The organism is Longimycelium tulufanense (genome assembly GCF_014645795.1).
GTDB lineage: Bacteria > Actinomycetota > Actinomycetes > Mycobacteriales > Pseudonocardiaceae > Longimycelium > Longimycelium tulufanense.
The window spans coordinates 129930-150000 of record NZ_BMMK01000009.1 but is presented as its reverse complement, the minus strand read 5'-3'; the positions used below and the strand labels follow the sequence as shown (position 1 = coordinate 150000).

Genomic DNA, 20071 nt, shown 5'->3' with positions numbered 1-20071 from the left:
GCGGCGATAGGGCGACGGAGACGTGACGACGAGGACATCAATGGGGGGCGGGCACTCCGACGGTGCCGGCCCGGGCGGTGGCCATGGCAACGTCCGGATGGAGCTGGCCGACTCCGCGCTGGCCGAGGCGGTGCGGGAGGGCCTGGACCGGGTAGAGGAGCTACTGCACTCGGTGGTGCAGCACGACTTCCACTTCCTGACCGAGACCTCCTTGCACCTGGTCGACGCCGGGGGCAAGCGGTTCCGGCCGTTGTTCACGTTGCTTGCCGCTCACTTCGGTGATCCGGAGCGGGAGGACGTCACCAAGGCCGCCGCCGTCGTCGAGCTGGTGCACCTGGCCACGCTCTACCACGACGACGTGATGGACGAGGCCACCATGCGGCGGGGCGCGGTCAGTGCGAACGCGCGCTGGGACAACACCGTGGCGATCCTCACCGGTGACTTCTTGTTCGCCCACGCCTCCCGGCTGGTGGCCGACCTGGGGCCGGAGGCGGGTCGCATCCTGTCGACCACGTTCGCCGAGCTGGTCACCGGGCAGCTGAGAGAGACCGTGGGGGTGCCCGAGGGGGAGGACCCGATCGAGCACTACCTGCGGGTGGTGGCGGAGAAGACCGGTTCGCTCATCGCCGCCTGCGGCCGTTACGGCGGCATGTTCTCCGGCGCCGAGCCCGAGCACGTGGCGGCGCTGGAGCGGTTCGGCGAGGTCGTCGGGGCCGCCTTCCAGATCTCCGACGACGTGATCGACATCGCCTCGCCCGGCCAGGAGTCGGGCAAGACGCCGGGCACCGACCTGCGCGAGGGCGTGCTGACGCTGCCGATGCTCTACGCGCTGGAGGAGGACGGGGAGCGCGGCGACCGGCTGCGGGAGCTGCTGGCCAAGCCGATCACCGACGACGACCTGGTCGTGGAGGCACTGGAGCTGCTGCGCGCCTCGACCGGGCTGGAGCGGGCCCGGGAGACGCTGGCCGGCTACGCCGAGCGGGCCCGGGCCGAGCTGGCGACCCTGCCGGCCTGCCCGGCCCGGGACGCCCTGAAGACGCTGACCGACTACATGGTGGCGCGCACGCACTGAGCCCGGCCTTCTGGTTCTCGCCGGCCATGCGGTACGCGCCTGCTTGCAGGCGCCGGATCCGCCGGCGGCTCCAGCCCGCGCGGTTTTCGGCGGACGCGCTGGGGCCGGCTGGGGCGTCTCAGTCGCCGGCGATCGGGGCTGTGGGCTGGCGGGCCGGCGCACCGGGATGGCGAGGGCGGCGGGCGGCGCGCACGGCGTCCACCGTGAACACCACCAGGGCCACCCAGACCAGCGCGAACCCGATCCACCGGGAGGCCGGCATCGGCTCCCGCGCCACCAGCACACCCCAGACGAACTGCAGCGTCGGGGTCAGGTACTGCAGCAGCCCGACCATCGCCAGCGGGATCCGCCGCGTCGCCGCCCCGAACAACAGCAGCGGCACCACGGTCACCGGGCCGGCCGCAACGAGCAGTAGGGCGTGTCCCACACCGTGATCGGTGAACGTTCCCTGGCCGGTCAGCTGCCACCACAGCACGGCACCGATCGCCAGCGGCCCGAGGATCAACCCCTCGGCCGTCAGGCTCCCCGCCGAATCCAGCGGCACGGTCTTCTTGAGCAGGCCATACGTCCCGAAGCTGAGCGCAAGGACCAGCGCGATCACCGGCACCCGCCCGTAGTCGACGGTGAGCACGGCGATCGCCATGCCGGCCACCGCCAGCGCGATCCACTGCCCGCGGCGCAACCGCTCCCGCAGCACCACGATCCCCAGCAGCACGCTGATCAGTGGATTGATGAAGTAGCCCAGGGCAGCCTCGACCACGTGCCCACTGGTGACGCTGTAGACGTACGTTCCCCAGTTGACGCTGATCAGCACGGACGCGGCGGCGACCATGGCCCAGCCGCGGCCGGGCAGCCGCCGTAACGCCAACCATCGGCGCGTCACGGTGGCGACGACCAGCATCACCACGAATGTCCAGGTGAGCCGTTGGGCGAGGATCTCGACCGGTCCGGCGGGGGCGAGCAACCCGAAGTAGGCGGGGGCGAGTCCCCACAGCAGGTAGGCGCTCGCACCGAGGGCGACGCCCTTCGGGTCAGGGCGGTTCTCCGGTGTTGCCGTCGACCTGTTCGGATGAAGTTTGGTGGTCGACGGCATGGCTATACCTTACGGGGAGTAGGCAAATCAGATGCTGAGCGCAATGTCACGTACTCCGGTTCGATCACCGCGCCCCATAGGGTGAAATTGTTGGTCCGGTACGACGGGCAGCGACGAGACGGGCGGAAGCGGAGGCAGGGACGTGGGCAGGGGCCCGGGTCGGGACACCGACCCGCACGATGAGCGCCGGGCGGCGTGGTGGCGCGGCGACCGGGCGGCGTGGACGAGCTGGCTGGTGGCAGCCGTGCTCACTCCCACGGTCGTGGCCGGTGCGGCGACCATGACCACCGGCCGCAGCATCGAGCAGGACCTTGCCGACCGGGCCCGACGCGCACTGCAGGGTGCCGGCATCGACGCCCACGTGACCATGGACGGCCGGGACGCCAGCCTCGCCCGGGTGCCCGCGGGCCGCGGCAACCAAGCCCACCAGCTGGTGGACGACCTCGCCGGCGTCCGCACCGTCACCGTGGCCGAGGCGCAGCCGGCCAGCACGCGCCCCGCGCCCGCCGAAGCCGAACCCGTCACCATGACCTTCACCGGGGACCAGGTCGCGCTGACCGGGCCCGTGCCGGACGAGGCGACCCGCCGGGCAATGGTGCGGGAAATCGAGCATTCCTGCGGCCGTGCGGTCATTGGCGCGCTGCAGGTACGTCCGGGCGTGGACACCGTCGGTAAACCGGAAGCTTTCGGAGAGCTGGCAAAAGCCGCCGCGCATCCGGCGGGCGAGCGCACGGTCTCGTGGGGGCCGCTGGGCGTGGTCCTGACCGGCACCGCACCCGACCCCGTCGCGAAACAACGGATAGAGAACGCCGTTCGACGCGCGGTTCCCGGCGTGGAGGTTCATAGTCGACTGGTAGTCACGCGCGAGGGATCCGCGCGTGCTGCCCGAGACAACGAACTACAGGAACGGCTCGACCGTTTGCTCGGCGAGCACCCCATCACGTTCCGGCCGAATACCGCGGAGCTCACGGCGGAGGGAGTCGAGGCCGTGCGCCGAGCCGCCCAGTTGCTGGCCGAAGCCACCGACCGCACCGTAGAGGTCGGTGGGCACGTCGCGGCCGGTCCGGGCGCGGAGGCCAATGCGGTGCGACTGAGCCAGCAGCGGGCCGAGGTGGTCCGCCGCCGGCTCGTTCACCAGGGTTTCCCGGCCGGACAGGTCGTCGCCAAGGGCTATGGGGACTCTCGGCCGCGGGCGGACAACAACACGGCAGCGGGCAAGGCGGCGAACCGCCGGGTCGAGATCACCGTTCGGTAGGAGGGACTTCCGGTGACGTGGCTGTTCGGGCAGGTCTGGCTGTGGAGCGCGCTGGCGTTCCTGGCCGGCGCGCTCATCACCTGGCTGTTGTTCGCCCGCCCGGCGCGCCAGCGGCTCGCCGAGCTGGATGCCGAGCGGGGGGCCGCCGCCGCGTCGGCCGAGATTCCCGAGGGACCGGCGTTCGCGGCCCAGCCGACCTCGGTCGAGCCGGTGTGGAGCGAGGTGCCGCCGGAACGGCGCGAGCAGCTGGAGTCGGTCCCGGAGGTTCCGCACGAGCCGGAGCTCCCGGCCCAGCCCGCCACCGCGGGGTTCGCGGCGGAGGAGTTCAAGGGACCGGAGTTCGCGGCGGAGCAGTTCACCGCGCCACCGGCCGAGCCGGCACGGCCGGCCCAGGAACAGCGGCCCGAACCGGCCCGGCCCGCTGCCGAGCCGGCGCCGCCGGTCTCGGCCGAGGAAGCCACCAGCGTCATCCCGCAGGTGCGACCCGAGCAGGAGCCGCCGGTGCCGTCGCGCCCGGCCGCGGAGGATCCGTCGTCGTCGATCGCGGCCGCGCTGGGCGCGCCGGAGCAGGCGCGCCCGGGCGAGAGCCAGCCCGAGGGCAGCCCGCTGATGGAGGACAAGGAGTACGCCCCGCGGCCTACCCCGCGTCGTATCAACGTGCGCCCGCTGGACACCGGGAGCGGGTTGCAGCCCGCGTCGAGCGAGTGGTCGGTGGATCGAGCCGACACGGCCGAGGAGGGCGAGACCCCCTACGAGCTGGTGGAGCCGTGGCGGGGCCGCCGGGCCGGCCGGACGGCCGGACCCGCCCAGCCCGCCGAACCGGTGCCCGCCGACCGCGGCCCGTCCGCGCCCGCCGAGCTGAGCCAGGGCGGGGTGAGCCGTTCGGACCGGTCCGGCGACTGGGCCGCCCCGGAGGGCGACCAGCGGGACCGGTCGCACGGGGAGCAGCCCGCGCACGAGGTGCAGGCGCCACCCGAGCCCGAGCTGGAGAGCCCGGAGCCGGTCAACGAGGTGATCGACAACGACGCCGGCGAGGCCGAATCCACCGGCCCGGTGTCGGCCGAGCTGATCGCGCAGCAGGACACCCGGGACGCCGAGGGCGGGGAGAGCACCGTCGGCCAGCCCGGCTTCCGCGCGTCCGGCGAATTCGAGGAGCACACCCTCACCGAGCGCGAGCTGATCGACCAGGAGCTCGCCGAGGACGAGCTGAGCGCGCGCACCGGGGGTGAGGAGCGCGAGCCGCGGCACGCACTGCCCGAGCCGGACGTGACCCAGGACGAGGACGCGCCGTACCACGTGGCCGAGGAGACCGAGCGGGCCGGGGAGCCGCTGCCGCCGCGGGTCGAGCCCGGTACCGAGCCGGTGGGCTTCCAGCTGCCCCGGCCGGAGCCGACGACGCCGCCGGTGCGGGCACCGTGGGAGCGGGTTGGTCCGGTCGCAGGAGAGGCAAGCCCGCTGCGGCGGGCGGTCGGGGAGCCGGCGGAGCCGGACCTCGCCGGCGAGCCGGACACGGCTGAGCGAGAGACGGCCGAGTACGACGCGGGCCAGCACGGCAGCGATGCGGACCGCGTGGCCGACAACGTGGTCGGGTTCGAGCCGCCGCGGGAGACCGGCGAGCGGCTCGGCGAGGAGCTGGCCGAGCAGATCGACCGCTCGGCCGGTGCGGAGCAGCACGAGACCGGCGGCGAGCCCTGGGAACGGGACGTCGATCGCTGGGAGAGCCGCGAAGAACCTTGGCACGGTCGCGAGGAACCGTCGGAGAGCCGAGAGGACTCTTGGCGGCGCCGTGCGGAGTTCCCGGAGAGCCTCCAGGAGGGCCGGGATGGCCGTGGCGAGCCTTGGGACCGTGGCGAACAGCGTTGGGAGAGCGGGGAAAGTGCGGCCGGCGTCGGTGCGCCGGACGAGTACGCGGCCGACGAGGACCTGGCTCGCGAGTTCCTGATGAACGAGGAGGGGGCTGGCGAGGAGCCGGCGATGCGTGGTACGGCTGAGCCGGCCGGGCCCGCCGCGTCGAGTGAGAGTGCGGAAACCGTTGCGGAACCGGGGGAACCGGGCGGGGAGCCGATGGGGGAGCGTCCTGACATCCCGAGCGTGGAGGAGCGTGTGGAGCAGGAGGAACCCGGTGCCCCGTGGCGGCGCCCGGCGCAACGCCGGGACGGTGCCGCTGAGCACTTCCCGACGGCCTCGGGCGAATGGTCCGGCCAGGAGCGGGCGACGCCGCCCCAGGGTGACCCGCTGAGCCCGCTGAGGGACCGGCCCGGATACCCGACGCCGTCCCGGGCGGAGCGGCCCGACCCGCCGGCCGGGCAACCGCGTCCGGCCGGGCCGTCCGGCACGGGCAACGGCCGGCCGGCAGCAGCCGCGGCGGTCACGCCGAACGGTTCGCCGCGTCCGGCCGAGTCGACGAGTACCGGGATGCCCGCGGCTTCGCGGGAACCGGCCGAGCCGGCCGAGCCGGCCGAGCCGACGACGTCGCCCACCGGCGCCGACCAGCAGTCCGGTGTGGACCGGCAGCGCTCGCTGTTCGAGCCGGTGGTCGACCCCGACTCGGTGGCGGAGACTGGCCCGGCGTCCGGTGCGGGCTTCGGCGCGGGTTCGGCGCCCGGCGCGCGCCCGGCATCTGGCGCGGGATCGACGCCGCCTGCTCCGGCTTCGCCGAGCCGGCCTGAGGCGGCTGGTCGCCCGCAGGCACAGGGGCCGGTGCCCCCGCCGACCCCACCTGCGGCGCCGCCTCGGCCCTCGACCCCACAGCCGGCGCAGTCGACCCCGAAACCGGCGGCACCGCAGCCGTCGATACCGCAGCGGCCGGCCCCGCCCCGGCCGACGTCGCCGCAGTCGAGGCCACGGCCGGCTGAGCCGGGCACCGGTGCCGGGGCGGCGCCGCGGCCGCCGCAGCAGGCACCGCAGCCGACTTGGCCGTCCAGCGGTCCGGCCATTCCGGCCGATGGGCTGCCAGGGCGACCCGACGTGCCGTCGGCACCGCGTTCCGCTGCAGCGGAACCGGTGCGGGGCGGGTACCAGCAGGTGATGGCCGCGGCGGCCACCCCGTTCGGGCCCAACTCGGCGCCGCCGAACCCGGACGGCTCCGCGCCGTCGCCGGACTTCAGGGTGAAGGCCAGCGCGTCGTCGATGCTGTTCCACACGCCCGACTCGCCGTACTACGCGAGAACCCGGGCGGAGGTGTGGTTCCGCAGCACCGAGGACGCCGAGCGGGCCGGCTTCCGCGCCTGGAACCAGCCCCGCTGACGCGACAGCGCTGACACGAAGGAGAACGGGGGGCGGGACCCAGGTGGTCCCGCCCCCCGTTCTGCGTTGCGCCGGCAGGATTGGCCGCCAAACGTCTGTCCACCAGGCGCGATTTCGTGATCTTCTGGAAACTGGGGGACCCCGGGCCAGGGGACCCGCGCGTGAGCTCGCCCGGTCGGGGCCGCGACCTCTCGGTGGCGGTCAGGCACTGACCTCGTGGGTGGCGGTAGCTACCGCGTAGGTGGCGGTCACGCAGGTATCTCCTCGGTGGGCAGCCAGTTGCCGTGGAAGCCGTCGGGAACCCGGACCGGGAGGTGGATCGTAGCCACGGTGTCGAGGGTGCCCGCGTCGAGCAACACGAGATCGCTGCGACCCGTCTCGGCGTTGTAGACGTAGCCCATGAGGATCCCATCATCCTCAGCGGACTCGGGGGCACGCGGAACGAACGTGAACTCGTTGACCTCCCGTCCCGCACCGAAGGAACGCGTTACCGCGGCCTGCCCCTCGGCCATGTCCTGCTTGAACACCGTGTCGCGCCCGCTGCCCGGTCCACCCACACCGATGCTGTAGCCATAGCGGTGCCGCAATCCCACAAGGCGCTCGTCGACCTGCGGGAACTCCTGGCCGCGGTCGTCGACGCACTCCTGGCGCACCGCACCGCTGGTCAGGTCGACCGTCCAGCGTTCCAGCGTCGGTATGCCCTCGGCCGGTCCGTTCCACGTGGCGAACATGCGCGGATGGCGGATCACGTCCAGCACGATGCGCTCGCCGTCCTCGTAGGCGTTGAGCTGGTGGAAGACGTAACACGGTTCGATCTCGAACCAGCGCACGTCCTTTCCGGTCGTGCTGTCACGGCGAAGCACCCCGATCCGCGCCGGATAATGGGGATCCCAGCGATAGGGAAACCGCAGTCGGCCTCGTCCCGTCGCCCTCCTCCGACCCGCCGCGGCGACCGGCGCGGGAAGACCACGGCGGATCAGACGCGCGACAAGGGGACCGAACATTCGGGCAAGAGGACGTGGAACGCTGCCCGCCGCAGCACCTTCCACATCGAACGTGACCGGAAGGTCATACAACACAACATAGTTCTCGGTCAGGGAGAAGTCGTGCATCATCGGGCTCCCGCCGACCGGGACGTCCAGGGAGCGACGGATGCGCCCATCGTTGCCCAGCACCGAGTACCGCACACGATTGCCCCACTCCCAGAAGTAGGACACCGCGTGCCACTCGCCCGTGACCGGGTCGCGGTGGGGATGGGCGGTGTACCCGCCGGGCAGCGTGCCGTCGAAGTCGCACGGCCCGACCGTCTCCAGCTCCTCGGTCAGCTCGTAGGGCACCGGACCGGCCTCGACCAGGGCGAGGGTGCGCCCCGCCTGGCCGATCACGTTCGTGTTCGCCGCGAAGTCCAGGCCGCCGTGGACCGGCCCGGGCCGGCGCGGCTCACCGAGGGCGTCGGCCACGCTCGCCGAGCGGACCCAGCGGTTGCGGTACCACTCGGCCCGTCCGCCCCGCAGGCGCACGCCGTGCACCATGCCGTCGCCGAGGAACCAGTGGTAGCTGCGGGGATCGGGTTCGCGCACCGGATTGGGGCCGATGCGCACGTAGCGACCGTCCAGCTCCTCGGGAATCGTGCCGACCACGTCGAGTTGGGTGGACGTGATCTCCTGGTGGACGGGCGCGAAATTGCCGTCGAGAAAGGGGTTGCCCATGGCCTGTGGCTCCTTCCGCACAGCGGGCGGAACTCCCCGGACCGGGCCGTCACCGGGCCGGTGGTGGACACACCGGCAGGACGCGACGCCCTGCTGGTCCGGCGCCGCTGAGCGACGCCAATAACAATGTTATGAAGCATGCATAGCGCTGTTATGGCAGGATGTCAAGGGTGACGTCGCGACCGGCCGACTCCCCGGGTCACGAGCCGCCGATCCGCGCCCGCCTGATCGAGGCCGCCGCCCGCCTACTGGCCGAGCAGGGCCCGGGGGCCCTGACCACCCGACGCCTGGCCGCCGAGGTCGGCACCTCGACGATGGTCGTCTACACCCACTTCGGCGGGAAACAGCAGCTCCTCACCGCCGTCGCGCGAGAGGGCTTCACCCGGCTCGCCGCGCATCTCGCCGAGGTGGCCCCGACCGATGACCCGGTCATCGACCTGGGAAACCTCGCGCTGGCGTACCGCGCCAATGCGCTGGCGAACCCGCACCTGTACGCCGTCATGTTCAGCGCCCTCACGGGCGGCCGGGAGCCGTCGGCCAACGCGGAGATTCCCGAGGCCCGAAGGTCCTTCGACGCGATCGTGGCGGCCACCCGGCGGGCCATCGAGTCGGGCCGCTTCCGTCCCGCGGACCCGACCCTGGTCGCCACCCAGCTCTGGAGCGCCCTGCACGGTTTCGTGATGCTGGAGCTGGCCGGGCGCTTCGTCCCCAGCATGCACGCCGACCCCGAGCACGTCTTCACGACCCTGCTGGTCACCATGGCGCTCGGCCTGGCCGAGGACCCCACGTCCATCACCCGACCGAGCGGACCGGAAGGTTCGGGGTGACCGCGAGTCAGGCGTCCCGGCGGACGCGGAGGAAGTCCTGGGTGCAGCTGAACTGGCAGCGGCCGTCCAGATCGGCGAAGTTGTCGTGCACGTAGTCACGGAGGAGGTCCCGCTTCGGCGGATCGGCGAGCGGGGCGGAATTGAGGACGAACTCCGCGATACGGACGGCGGTAGCCACGTTCGGGGTACGAATTGTGGCGGGCACGGTGTCGATACTCACCGACCAGCCCGCCATTTTCCGCTCGGCAAAACTTTTCGCGAGCTTGGCGAGATTAAATCGACGCCCGGTGAAATGGCACAGCATCCACATGCAGTCGCTGCAGGGGTGCTGCAGGGCGACCACCGCCTCACCCCCGGGCGCCAGCCACGACGCCAGCGTGTCGAGGTGATCGAGCCACTCCTCCTGCGGGATGTAGTAGAAGACGTGGGAGCACAACACGAGGTTGGCGAGCATCCCGGGCCGGGCGTCCAGGATCGGCTCGACGAGCACCTTCGCTTGCGGACAGTTGTCGACGAGTCGGGTGCGCAGGTGCGGGTTCGGCTCGATGGCCAGCACGTTGTCGAACCTCGAGGCCAGCCACGCGGTCGTGGTGCCGATGCCCGCCCCGGCGTCGATGACCAACCCGCGCGCGGGCAGGGCGGCGATCACGTCCGCCAGGTAGCCGCGTTCGCGATCCTTCTGGTTCGTGTGCTCGAGAAAAACGCTGAAAGCACGTTCGTAGTCCGGCCCCAAGGGATCCATGACCGGCACGAGCTCGTTCATCACGGCTCTTTCTGCTGGACGTCACGTCACTTTCCACGATATTGGAGAAAGGGAACATTTGACGGTATCGCCAGCAGTTCGTATAGAAGGACATGATTTATAGATCAACGTTCTGGCCGGGCGCTGGCGCCAGTGCCGCAGCGCACGGCCGTGGTGATTCGGTTGGGCTTGCCCTCCTCGGCACTCCGTTGATTGCCTCGGCGTGCGGTGGTGCGGCCGAGGACCCACCATCGACCGGTCGCCGGGCCCGGTCGGGACTTTCCTCACGCGCTCGGATGTCGCTCTCAGCCCGGGCGGCGCTCGTGCCACTCGCGGACCACGCGTTCGACGTCGAAGGGCGTCAGGTCGAGCGGGGGACCGGCGGGTGGCCGCCGGAGCGCCTCCTGGATCCTGGTGTTGATCGCGGCCAGGATCCGCCGCACCTCCGGCTCGGACTCGGCCCGCGACGCCGCGGCCAGCGCCTCCTCGGCCTCCTTGCGCAGTGCCAGTGTCGGTGGCAGGCCGGAGAGGTTCTCGCGCCGCATCTTCTCCCTGACCCACCACAACTCGTCGTAAGGCTTGTCCAGCCCGGGGATCGGCTTTCCGGCGCCCGGAAGGTTGTCGAACTCACCCCGCTCGGCCGCCTCGTGGATCTGCTTCTCCACCCACGACTCGAAGCTCACCCCAGGTGGCTTGCGCTCAGTCATCGCGTGATCTCCCTGCCCGGTGGCGACTTTCCTCCGGCATGTGAGCCCGACGCACTGTCCGGCCCGAGTTGCCCCGCGCCGGCCCGCGGTGCCGTCCCACCCCGGACGGAAGAGTGAGGGCAACCACTGCCACAAAACCCAGTATTCCCGCAATGGCCAGGAAAGCACGCCCGTAGCCCACCGTCAGGGCCTCGGGCGTGGTGGTCCCTACCTCGGCAACAGTCACCAGTACGGCGAGCCCGAGCACGCCGCCGACCTGCTTGGTGGTGTTCATCAGGCCCGAGGCCGCTCCGGCGTCGGACTCCCGTACCTTCGAAGTGACCATTGTTGTGATCGGAGCGATCAGCAATCCACCACCCGCGGAAATGACCAGCCCCGGCCAGAGCACTCCGGAGAGGTAGTCAATGTCCGGCGAGATGTGGCCCTGCCACAGGAATCCCACGGCGGCGAACGCGGCACCCATTACGATCAATGTCCGCGCATCGACGTACTCCATGACCCGCGGCGCCAAGCGTGAACCGACAATGATCACCAAAGTATGTGGGAGGAACCCCACGCCGGTTTCCCAAGGCCCGTAGTGCAACACGTTCTGCATGAACAGGGACAGGAAGTACCACATCGGCATCAGGCACGCTCCGCCGAGCAGCATCACCACGTTGCCCGTCGAGACCGAGCGGACGCGGAACAACCGCAACGGAATCAGCGGAGCCCGCGCGAACCGGCCCTCGACCACAACGAACCCGGCCAGCGCCACAGTCCCGGCACCGAGGGCCGAAACCGCCACGACATCGCTCCACCCGCGGGTCTGCGTCTGCGTGATGCCGTAGCTCAGCGACGCCAGCCCCGCCGTCACCAGCACAGCACCGGGAAAGTCGAGCCGCTGCCCCAGATCGCGGCGGTGGTCTCGGACCAGGTAGCGGGCGGCGAGCACGATGGCGAGTGCGCCGATCGGCACGTTGATCAGCAGAATCCACCGCCAGGACAGGAACTGCGTCAACACACCGCCGATCAGGTTGCCCGCGGCACCACCCGCGGCACCCACCGCTGTCCAGGTCGCCAGGGCCCGAGTGCGTTGGGCCCCTTCCCGGAACGTGGTCGTGAGGATCGTCAGCGTTGCCGGCGCGAGGACGGCGGCGCCCAGGCCCTGTGTCGCGCGGGCGGCGACCAGCGTGCCCAGGTTGCCCGCCAGCCCGCCCACCAGGCTGGAGCCGGCGAACAGCGCCAGCCCCACCAGGAAGATCCGCTTGCGGCCGTAGAGGTCGGCAAGGCGTCCGCCGAGCAGGAGGAAACCGGCGAAGACCAGTGCGTAGCCGTTGACGATCCAGTGCTCGCTGCCTTGGTCGAACCCGAGGGACGCCTGGATCGAGGGCAGCGCCACGTTCACGACCGACACATCGAGCACGACCATGAACTGCGCGGCGCACGCAAGCGCGAGCACGGCCTGGGCCGCCACTCCTCCGGCCGCGGGCCGCCGCTCGTCCACCGTGACAGTGGCGGCCCGGGTGGCGGCGTCTGCTGCCTCACGAGGTCCCATGAGCACGCTCCCCCAGCGGCGGCCGCGGTTACGATACGTCAGTATCATATACAGATGTATCATAACCTTGCCGCCGATCAGGGGAGGAAGGAAATGATCTCCGGTAGACCTCGCCGGTAGCAGGGTGGGAGAACGCGGCCGGCATGAGCTTGAACAGCGCGGCACCGGGCACGAACGAAGGAAGCAGGGTGCGGCGGCCCGGCCGAGCGGCTCACGATCGACCGGTCACACCGGGCCGACCGGGACATCACTACGCGCCCCACGACCCTGCCGAGACGGCAGTATCCAAGCAAGCAGGCCCAACTAGCGAAGGACGACCGTGCCGAGGACCGTCGACCACGCCGAGCGGCGCGCACAGATCATCGCGGCCCTGCTCCGCGTTGCCGGGCGCGCGGGTCTGCACACGGTGACCATGCGGTCGGTGGCCGCCGAGGCAGGCGTCTCGCTCCGGCTCGTGCAGTACTACTTCCAGAGCAAGGCCCAGCTCATGCACGCCGCACTCGAGCACCTCGAACGACAGAGCCACGAGCGCTGGGAAACGCGCCAGGCCCAGCTCCCCGGCCCGCTGTCAGCGCGCGACTTCCTCGAGGCGTTCCTCACCGAGGCACTGCCCATCGACCCCGAAAGCCGGACGTTCCACCTCGTCTGGACCTCTTACGCGGTCCTGGCCATGACCGACCCCGAACTCGCCGAGCAACCCTTCGTCGCAGGACCCAACCGCCTGGAACGGCAACTCGCGGACGTTCTGCGCCAAGCTCAGGCCGACGGCGAGATGGCGCCGGGGCTGGACGCGGACGCCGAAGCCGCGCGGCTCCTCACCCTGAACCACGGTCTCGGCACGAGCGTCCTGGTCGGCCAACGCGCCCCGGAAGCAGCCATGGCAGTCCTGCGCTACCACCTCGACTCCCTCTTCGGCACGCGCGAACCAATTTCACACCCTGGGTGACTGCTCGCGCTGGCAGCCCACGGGTGGGTCGGCGGAACCCGGTGCGGCCCCGGGGAAGCCGTTCGCTCCTCGGGGCCGCACCGGCATGTTCCGGATGTTTCAGGCCCGCACTGTCAGGAAACGGTCCAGGTGTCCCTGCCACGCAACAAGGCCGCCAGGTCGGCGCCCCTGTCCTCGTGAGCCTGCTGGACCTGGGAGCGCGCCAGGTCGTCGTAGCTGGTGCGCGACACCGCACGGAACACGCCGGTCACCGTGTGCTCCAGGTCCTGTCCACCCAGCCGGGACAACGCGAACGCGTACGACGGGTCGTCCAGGGCCGCATCGTGGGTGACCAGGGCGTCCTCGCCCACCTCGGCCACCTTGCGCACCTGCAGCGAGCCGGTCGCCGGATCCCGCACCACGCCGTACTCGCCCTCGGCCCCGAACCGGATCGGCTCGCCCGAGCGCAGCGGGATGATCCGCCGCTCCCGCTCACCCGGCTCCTTGAGCACGTCGAACGCGCCGTCGTTGAAGATCGGGCAGTTCTGGTAGATCTCCACCAGCGCCGTACCCCGGTGCTGGGCCGCCGCCCGCAGCACCTCGGTGAGCTGCTTGCGGTCCGAGTCCAGCGCGCGAGCCACGAACGTGGCCTCCGCACCCAACGCCAGCGACACCGGGTTGAACGGGTGGTCCAGCGACCCCATCGGCGTGGACTTGGTGACCTTGCCGACCTCCGAGGTCGGCGAGTACTGCCCCTTGGTCAACCCGTAGATCCGGTTGTTGAACAACAGGATCTTCAGGTTGACGTTACGGCGCAACGCATGCATCAGGTGGTTGCCGCCGATCGACAACGCGTCCCCGTCACCGGTGATCACCCACACCGACAGGTCCGGCCGCGCCACCGACAACCCGGTGGCGATCGCCGGCGCACGCCCGTGGATGGAGTGCATCCCGTAGGTGTTCATGTAGTACGGGAACCGCGACGAACAGCCAATTCCGGAGACGAAGACGATGTTCTCCCGGCGCAGCCCGAGCTCCGGCAGAAAGCCCTGCATCGCCGCGAGCACCGCGTAGTCACCGCAGCCCGGGCACCACCGGACCTCCTGGTCGGACTTGAAGTCCTTCGCCTTCTGCGGAACGTCCGAGTCGGACACTGTGGGCACACCCGCCAACCCAGCGATGGTGGGCAGCCCCAGATCGATCGCAGTCACGCCGCGGCCCCCTTGATGATCTCGGTGAAGACGCCCTGCAGCTCCTCGGCCTTGAACGGCAGGCCGGCAACCTTGGTGTGGCTGACGACGTCGACCAGGTACCTCGCCCGCAGCAGCCACGCGAACTGGCCGAGGTTCATCTCCGGGACGACCACCCGGCGGTACCGGCCCAGCACCTCGCCGAGGTTCGCCGGCAGCGGGTTGAGGTGCCGCACGTGCGCCTGGGCGATCTTCATGCCCAGCCGGCGCACCCGGCGGCAGGCCGCGCCGATCGGCCCGAACGTCGACCCCCAGCCCAGGGCCAGCACCTCGGCGTCAGCGGTCGGGTCGTCCACCACCACGTCCGGCACCGCGATGCCGTCGATCTTCGCCTGCCGCAGCCGCACCATCCGGTCGTGGTTGTCCGGGTCGTAGGAGATGTTGCCCTTGCCGTCGGCCTTCTCCAGGCCACCGACCCGGTGCTCCAGGCCCGGCGTGCCCGGCACCGCCCACGGCCGCGCCAGCGTCTCCTGATCCCGCAGGTAGGGCCAGAACTCGCCGGAGCCGTCCGGCGCGTTGGGCTCGGTGGCGAACTCCACCGTCAGGTCCGGCAGCTGCTCGACGTCCGGGATCAGCCACGGCTCCGAGCCGTTGGCGATGTAGCCGTCGGAGAGCAGGAACACCGGCGTGCGGTAGGTGAGCGCGATGCGCGCCGCCTCCAGCGCCGCGTCGAAGCAGTCCGCCGGCGAGCACGGCGCCACGATCGGCACCGGCGCCTCGCCGTTGCGGCCGAACATCGCCTGCAGCAGGTCGGCCTGCTCGGTCTTGGTCGGCAGGCCGGTGGACGGGCCGCCCCGCTGGATGTCGCAGACCACCAGCGGCATCTCGGTCATCACCGCGAGGCCGATGGTCTCCGACTTCAACGCCACACCCGGGCCGGAGGTCGTGGTGACGCCCAGCGCACCACCGAACGAGGCGCCCAGCGCCGCGCCGATGCCGGCGATCTCGTCCTCGGCCTGGAACGTGGTGACGCCGAAGTTCTTGTGCCTGGCCAGCTCGTGCAGCACGTCCGAGGCCGGCGTGATCGGGTACGAGCCGAGGAACACCGGCAGCTTCGCCTGCTGCCCCGCGGCCACCAGGCCGTAGGCCAGCGCGGTGTTCCCGGTGATCTGCCGGTAGGTGCCGGTGGGCAGCTCGGCCGGCGCCACCTCGTAGGTGACCGCGAAGGACTCGGTGGTCTCGCCGTAGTTCCAGCCCGCGCGGAACGCCAGCACGTTGGCCTCGGCGATCTCCGGCTTGCGGGCGAACTTCTCCCGCAGGAAGCCCTCGGTGCCCTCGGTCGGCCGGTGGTACATCCACGACAGCAGGCCGAGCGCGAACATGTTCTTGGCCCGCTCGGCGTCCTTCTTCGACAGCCCGGTCTCGGACACCGCACCGAGCGTCAGCGACGCCATCGGCACCTTGTGCACGGTGTAGGCGGAGAGCGAGTCGTCCTCGAGCGGGTTGCGGTCGTAGCCGACCTTGGTCAGGTTCCGCCTGGTGAACTCGTCGGTGTTGACGATCAGGGTGCCGCCCTGCGGCAGGTCGCCGAGGTTCGACTTCAGCGCGGCCGGGTTCATCGCGACCAGCACGTCCGGCCGGTCGCCCGGGGTCAGGATGTCGTAGTCGGCGAAGTGCAGCTGGAAGCTGGAGACGCCCGGCAGGGTGCCCTGCGGGGCGCGGATCTCGGCGGGGAAGTTGGGCAACGTGGCGAGATCGTTGCCGAAGGCGGCGGCCTCCGAGGTGAACCGGTCACCGGTGAGCTGCATTCCGTCGCCGGAGTCACCGGCGAACCGGATGACCACGCGGTCCAGCCTGCGAACCTCGGTGGGCCGTGCTGGGCTGGCGGCCGGGTCCAGTCCCACGTCCTGGGTCATGGGGTCCCTCTCTTGCGCGTGTCGGCCGGGCGGCGGCAGCCGCACGCACCGTACGCTCGCCGCCCATGCGTGTAACCGGCCGCACCGACGGGCGTCGACGGGCCGTCCCCGCTCCGGATCCGAGCGTAGCCGCCCGACAGGATTGTTCCGGTGCGTGAGACCTCGCCCGCGTGCCCGCGCACGCGGTAGGCAACGGCAGCGTCCATCCAGCCCACCGCCATCCCTCCAAGCTAAGGCTGGCCTTGCCCACGCGCCTTGCCAATGCAGTACGCGTCACAGGGCCGGGTGCCGGGGATGTTATCTGTTACCGCCGGTAACAGTCTACTGATCGGTATCGACTCTGCTACCTGCCGCTGACGCGTGCCTTCATGGCGGCCAGCCGCTCGGCGAACTCCGGCCGGTTCATCGACTCGACCTGCGGCCGCAGCTCGGCCTCGACCGCGGACGGGTGGTCCGGGATGGCCGCGGTCGCGCGCATCGTCCGCTTGGTGGTCAGGACGAGTTCCCGGGGCGCCTCGGCCGCGGTGCCGGCCAGCCGGACGGCCCCGGCCACCAGGTCGGTGGGCTCGCCGTCGACGACGCGCAGTGCCAGCCCGGCCCGTACGGCCGCCTCGGCGTCCAGCACCTCGCCGAACAACGCCATCGCGGCCGCGGTCTGCGGGCCCACCTGGCGGTGCAGCATCCACGTCATGCCGCCACCGGGGTGGATGCCCAGCTGCAGGAAGCGGGCGTCGAACCGGGCCCGCGGGCCGGCCAGCCGGACGTCGCAGGCCAGCGCCAGGTTCAGGCCCGCGCCCACCGCCGCGCCGTTGACCGCGGCCACGGTCGGCAGCGGGCAGGCCGCGACCGCCAGGAAGCCCGCGTAGATCCGGCGCAGGCCTTCCTCCTTGGCCGCACCCAGTGCGGTCAGGTCGGCACCGGCGCAGAAGGCCGGCGGTGCGCCGGTCACCACCAGCGCCGACACCTGCTCGTCCTCCGCGCACGACACCACGGCGTCGGCGAGCTGGTCCGAGAGGTCCAGCGAGAGCGCGTTGCGCCGGTCGGGGTCGTGCACCGTGACGACGGCGACGCCGTCGCGCCGCTCGACGAGGACCTCTCCGTCAGTCATGCGCCGGATCTTCCCACCTTGGTGGACGGGCGCGATGTGGGCTTGGCAACTGGCCGGTCATCGATGCGGGTCGGCGGGGATGAGGTGGTCGCGGTCGGTGGGCCGTGCGGTCCCGGAGGGCAGTACTGGCGGTGCCGGGGTGGTCCCGGTGGCTCGTGTGGTCAGGCGCCGGGGGCGGGAGGGCGCTCGAGCAGGCGGGACAACACGACCGTGGAGACCGTCCGTTCGATGAACTCCACCGCGCGCAGCCGCTCCAGCGCGCTCTCCAGGTGGTGGATGTCCGCGGCCCGCAGGTGCACGACCGCATCGGCCGCCCCGGAGACCGTGTAGGCGGCGACGACCTCGGGCAACGGCTCCAGACCGACGCGGATCTCCCCGGGCGTAACGTTCCCCCGGCAGTGCACCTCGACAAAGGCTTCCGTCCCCCAGCCGAGTGCCTCCGGGTCGACGACCGCGGTGAAGCCGCGTAGGACACCGGTGTCCAGCAGCTTGTCCACCCGTCGCTTCACGGCCGGGGCCGACAGCCCGACCGTGCCACCGATCTCCGCGTAGCTCGATCGAGCGTCCGCGACGAGACACGAAATGATCCGCTGGTCTATGGCATCCATACGCAACAGTCTGCCTCATCTGCCGCAATAAAGCGGCGTTGAGCGATGGTATTGCCGCACCATACATTTCGAATCATGTCGTCCACCCTTGACGCGCCCCTCGGGGCGAGAACACCGGACCCCGCCTCCGGTGCCACGTTCGCCGCGGGCGAGCGGGTTCCGACCCGCCGCCGTTACCTCATGTGCGAGCCGCGGTTCTTCACCGTGGAGTACGTGATCAACCCGTGGATGCGGCCCGACCAGCCGGTCAGCACGGAGCGCGCCGTCGAGCAGTGGGAGCAGCTGCGGCGGACCTACGAGCGGCTCGGGCACACCGTCGAGACGATCGAGCCGCAGCCGGGGCTGCCGGACATGGTGTTCGCGGCCAACTCCGGCACCGTGATCGACGGGCGGGTGCTCGGGTCGCGGTTCCGGGCCGAGCAGCGCGCGGCCGAGGCCGAGCACTTCCGGCGCTGGTTCCTGGAGCACGGCTACCGCAGCGTGGTGATGCCGGAGAAGATCAACGAGGCGGAGGGTGACTTCGCCTGGACCGGGTCGCTGCTACTGGCCGGCACCGGCTTTCGGACCGACCCGGGCGCGCACGCCGAGGCCCAGGAGGTGCTCGGGATGCCGGTGGTGTCGCTGCAGCTGGTCGACCCGCGCTACTACCACCTCGATGTTGCGTTGTTCGTGCTCGACGACCAGAGCGAGCACCCGCTGGTCGCCTACTACCCGGACGCGTTCTCGCCGGGGTCGCAGCAGGTGCTGCGGCGGCTGTTCCCGGATGCCGTGATCGCGAACGCTGAGGACGCGGAGTGCCTGGGCCTCAACGGCGTTTCCGACGGCAGGAACGTGGTGTTGCCGATGGAGGCGACGCACCTGGCGGAGAAGGTTGCCGAGCGCGGCTTCGAGCCGGTCCTGGTGGACGTCTCGGAGCTGCGGAAGTCCGGCGGCGGCCCCAAGTGCTGCACCATGGAACTCCGCGACTGAGGTTTTCCCGGGTCGCAAAATCCGTGACCGAACCAGGCGAACGCCGCAATCTGGACGACTGTCACCCACCACGTTCCCCGGGGCTCGCCGGAGTTTCCGGCGAGCCCCGCGACGATCCGAAGGTCCCCGGCCTGCCGGGGACCTTCCCCATATTTGCCCTTCTTTCGGCGCGCTATGGCGCTGCCGGCGATAGCTGCGATTGTTGCGCGGCCCAGGGCAAGGGGACCAACCACTCCGGCAACGAGACAGGCCAGGGCTACGACGCCGAGGGGTATGGAGAGGGCAAAGGGCCGGCACCACGAGAAGAAGTGCGGTACGTCCGGCACGTCCGCTGTCGTCAACGACATGGCGCGCCAACGCGGGACCTCGATGGTGGCGCCCGCACGGCCGGCAACCGCGTTGAGGACGGCTTTTCCAGGATGGCTGGAATGGCACCGGTGGCGGATGGCTCGGGCGGCGCTCCGGCGACCAGCATGGCCAGCGCCGGAAATCCCGGCGGTCAGATGGAACGAGGAGAACCCGATGCCCAAGGTGCTGATCGTCACCGGCGACGCCGCCGAGGACCTGGAGGTCTTCTACCCCTACCAGCGGCTGTTGGAGGAGGGCTACGAGGTGCACATCGCGGCGCCCTCCGCCAAGAAGCTCCAGTTCGTCGTGCACGACTTCGTGGACGGCTTCGACACCTACACCGAGAAGCTGGGCCACTGCTGGCCGGCGGACCTCGCCCTCGCCGACGTCGACCCGGCCGACTACGCCGCCCTCGTGCTGCCCGGCGGCCGCGCGCCCGAGTACCTGCGTGTGAACGCCGACTTCCGCCGGATCGTCGAGCACTTCTTCACCGAGAACAAGCCAGTCGCACACATCTGCCACGCCGCGGTCGCGCTCGCCCCGCTCGGCGTCCTCTCCGGCCGTCGCGTTGCGGCCTGGCCGCACTGTGCCCCCGACGTGGAGGTCAACGGCGGCACATTCGTCGACGAGGCGCCCGTGGTCGACGGCAACATGGTCTCCGCCCGTGCGTGGAACGATCACCCCGCCTGGATGCGTGCCTTCGTCGAGCTGCTGCGCAAGCACGCGCCGGTCAACGTCTGACCCCAACCCCGTCCGCCCCGGCCCCGGCGGCCCTCACCAACCCGGCGAGCACGTGATTCTCGCCATTTCCCCTAAGTACGG

At 71.1% G+C, this 20071-nt stretch carries 16 protein-coding genes; 7 read left to right on the top strand and 9 right to left on the bottom strand.

The window, feature by feature from the left end:
- Positions 1 to 40: 40 nt before the first annotated feature.
- On the top strand, positions 41 to 1072 hold the full coding sequence (locus tag IEY55_RS11890; protein WP_308424747.1) for a polyprenyl synthetase family protein: 1032 nt from the start codon (positions 41 to 43) through the stop codon (positions 1070 to 1072).
- A 118-nt stretch (positions 1073 to 1190) separates the two neighbouring features.
- Here the strand turns inward: IEY55_RS11890 and rarD are convergent, their stop codons facing one another.
- The gene (gene rarD / locus IEY55_RS11885; RefSeq protein WP_189057019.1) at positions 1191 to 2165 is read right to left on the bottom strand and encodes an EamA family transporter RarD; all 975 of its coding nucleotides are present in this window, start codon (positions 2163 to 2165) and stop codon (positions 1191 to 1193) included.
- A 142-nt stretch (positions 2166 to 2307) separates the two neighbouring features.
- Between rarD and IEY55_RS11880 the strand changes: the two genes are divergently transcribed.
- Positions 2308 to 3420, top strand: coding sequence for an OmpA family protein (locus IEY55_RS11880; RefSeq protein WP_189057017.1), 1113 nt, complete (start codon positions 2308 to 2310; stop codon positions 3418 to 3420).
- Between the two features lie 12 nt (positions 3421 to 3432).
- Positions 3433 to 6666, top strand: a complete 3234-nt coding sequence (locus IEY55_RS11875) for a sunset domain-containing protein (RefSeq protein ID WP_189057015.1) — start codon at positions 3433 to 3435, stop codon at positions 6664 to 6666.
- Positions 6667 to 6914: 248 nt separating this feature from the next.
- Here IEY55_RS11875 and IEY55_RS11870 read toward each other — a convergent pair whose 3' ends face one another.
- A complete protein-coding gene (locus IEY55_RS11870) occupies positions 6915 to 8375 on the bottom strand; it encodes a carotenoid oxygenase family protein (RefSeq protein ID WP_189057013.1) in 1461 nt (486 codons plus the stop codon).
- A 170-nt stretch (positions 8376 to 8545) separates the two neighbouring features.
- On the opposite strand from IEY55_RS11870, the gene IEY55_RS11865 reads away from it, so the two are divergent.
- A complete protein-coding gene (locus tag IEY55_RS11865; protein WP_229686281.1) occupies positions 8546 to 9202 on the top strand; it encodes a TetR/AcrR family transcriptional regulator in 657 nt (218 codons plus the stop codon).
- A 7-nt stretch (positions 9203 to 9209) separates the two neighbouring features.
- Here the strand turns inward: IEY55_RS11865 and IEY55_RS11860 are convergent, their stop codons facing one another.
- The 3 genes from IEY55_RS11860 to IEY55_RS11850 all read right to left on the bottom strand — a co-directional run bounded on the left by IEY55_RS11860 (position 9210) and on the right by IEY55_RS11850 (position 12185).
- Positions 9210 to 9965, bottom strand: a complete 756-nt coding sequence (locus tag IEY55_RS11860; RefSeq protein WP_189057009.1) for a class I SAM-dependent methyltransferase — start codon at positions 9963 to 9965, stop codon at positions 9210 to 9212.
- A 284-nt stretch (positions 9966 to 10249) separates the two neighbouring features.
- Complete coding sequence (locus IEY55_RS11855; protein WP_189057007.1) at positions 10250 to 10651, bottom strand: DnaJ family domain-containing protein; 402 nt, start codon at positions 10649 to 10651, stop codon at positions 10250 to 10252.
- Positions 10644 to 12185, bottom strand: coding sequence for an MFS transporter (locus IEY55_RS11850; protein ID WP_189057005.1), 1542 nt, complete (start codon positions 12183 to 12185; stop codon positions 10644 to 10646). The genes IEY55_RS11855 and IEY55_RS11850 overlap by 8 nt, the downstream gene beginning before the upstream one ends.
- Positions 12186 to 12504: 319 nt before the next feature.
- On the opposite strand from IEY55_RS11850, the gene IEY55_RS11845 reads away from it, so the two are divergent.
- On the top strand, positions 12505 to 13131 hold the full coding sequence (locus IEY55_RS11845; RefSeq protein ID WP_189057003.1) for a TetR/AcrR family transcriptional regulator: 627 nt from the start codon (positions 12505 to 12507) through the stop codon (positions 13129 to 13131).
- A 113-nt stretch (positions 13132 to 13244) separates the two neighbouring features.
- On the opposite strand, the gene IEY55_RS11840 is transcribed toward IEY55_RS11845, so the two are convergent.
- From IEY55_RS11840 to IEY55_RS11825, 4 genes are all read right to left on the bottom strand, one after another.
- Positions 13245 to 14321, bottom strand: a complete 1077-nt coding sequence (locus IEY55_RS11840) for a 2-oxoacid:ferredoxin oxidoreductase subunit beta (protein ID WP_189057001.1) — start codon at positions 14319 to 14321, stop codon at positions 13245 to 13247.
- A complete protein-coding gene (locus IEY55_RS11835) occupies positions 14318 to 16216 on the bottom strand; it encodes a 2-oxoacid:acceptor oxidoreductase subunit alpha (RefSeq protein WP_189056999.1) in 1899 nt (632 codons plus the stop codon). Before IEY55_RS11835 ends, IEY55_RS11840 begins: the two co-directional genes overlap by 4 nt.
- Positions 16217 to 16559: 343 nt before the next feature.
- On the bottom strand, positions 16560 to 17324 hold the full coding sequence (locus IEY55_RS11830; RefSeq protein WP_189056997.1) for an enoyl-CoA hydratase: 765 nt from the start codon (positions 17322 to 17324) through the stop codon (positions 16560 to 16562).
- A 161-nt stretch (positions 17325 to 17485) separates the two neighbouring features.
- Positions 17486 to 17932 (bottom strand): Lrp/AsnC family transcriptional regulator, encoded by a 447-nt coding sequence (locus IEY55_RS11825; RefSeq protein WP_189056994.1) that lies wholly within the window; start codon positions 17930 to 17932, stop codon positions 17486 to 17488.
- A gap of 75 nt (positions 17933 to 18007) precedes the next feature.
- Between IEY55_RS11825 and ddaH the strand changes: the two genes are divergently transcribed.
- Both ddaH and IEY55_RS11815 read left to right on the top strand, forming a co-directional pair.
- Positions 18008 to 18901, top strand: a complete 894-nt coding sequence (ddaH, locus tag IEY55_RS11820) for a dimethylargininase (RefSeq protein ID WP_373289996.1) — start codon at positions 18008 to 18010, stop codon at positions 18899 to 18901.
- 522 nt (positions 18902 to 19423) lie between these two features.
- Positions 19424 to 19990 carry a DJ-1/PfpI family protein gene (locus IEY55_RS11815; RefSeq protein ID WP_189056992.1) on the top strand — a complete coding sequence of 189 codons (567 nt, stop codon included), beginning with the start codon at positions 19424 to 19426 and terminating at the stop codon, positions 19988 to 19990.
- Positions 19991 to 20071 lie beyond the last annotated feature (81 nt).

Excerpts from the sequence above, each read along its gene's own strand:
- IEY55_RS11890 (WP_308424747.1), top strand. The coding sequence starts at position 41 with ATGGGGGGCGGGCACTCCGACGGTGCCGGCCCGGGCGGTGGCCATGGC.
- rarD (WP_189057019.1), bottom strand. The coding sequence starts at position 2,165 with ATGCCGTCGACCACCAAACTTCATCCGAACAGGTCGACGGCAACACCG.
- IEY55_RS11870 (WP_189057013.1), bottom strand. The coding sequence starts at position 8,375 with ATGGGCAACCCCTTTCTCGACGGCAATTTCGCGCCCGTCCACCAGGAG.
- IEY55_RS11860 (WP_189057009.1), bottom strand. The coding sequence starts at position 9,965 with ATGAACGAGCTCGTGCCGGTCATGGATCCCTTGGGGCCGGACTACGAA.
- IEY55_RS11855 (WP_189057007.1), bottom strand. The coding sequence starts at position 10,651 with ATGACTGAGCGCAAGCCACCTGGGGTGAGCTTCGAGTCGTGGGTGGAG.
- IEY55_RS11850 (WP_189057005.1), bottom strand. The coding sequence starts at position 12,185 with ATGGGACCTCGTGAGGCAGCAGACGCCGCCACCCGGGCCGCCACTGTC.
- IEY55_RS11835 (WP_189056999.1), bottom strand. The coding sequence starts at position 16,216 with ATGACCCAGGACGTGGGACTGGACCCGGCCGCCAGCCCAGCACGGCCC.
- IEY55_RS11830 (WP_189056997.1), bottom strand. The coding sequence starts at position 17,324 with ATGACTGACGGAGAGGTCCTCGTCGAGCGGCGCGACGGCGTCGCCGTC.
- IEY55_RS11825 (WP_189056994.1), bottom strand. The coding sequence starts at position 17,932 with ATGGATGCCATAGACCAGCGGATCATTTCGTGTCTCGTCGCGGACGCT.
- ddaH (WP_373289996.1), top strand. The coding sequence starts at position 18,008 with ATGTCGTCCACCCTTGACGCGCCCCTCGGGGCGAGAACACCGGACCCC.
- IEY55_RS11815 (WP_189056992.1), top strand. The coding sequence starts at position 19,424 with ATGCCCAAGGTGCTGATCGTCACCGGCGACGCCGCCGAGGACCTGGAG.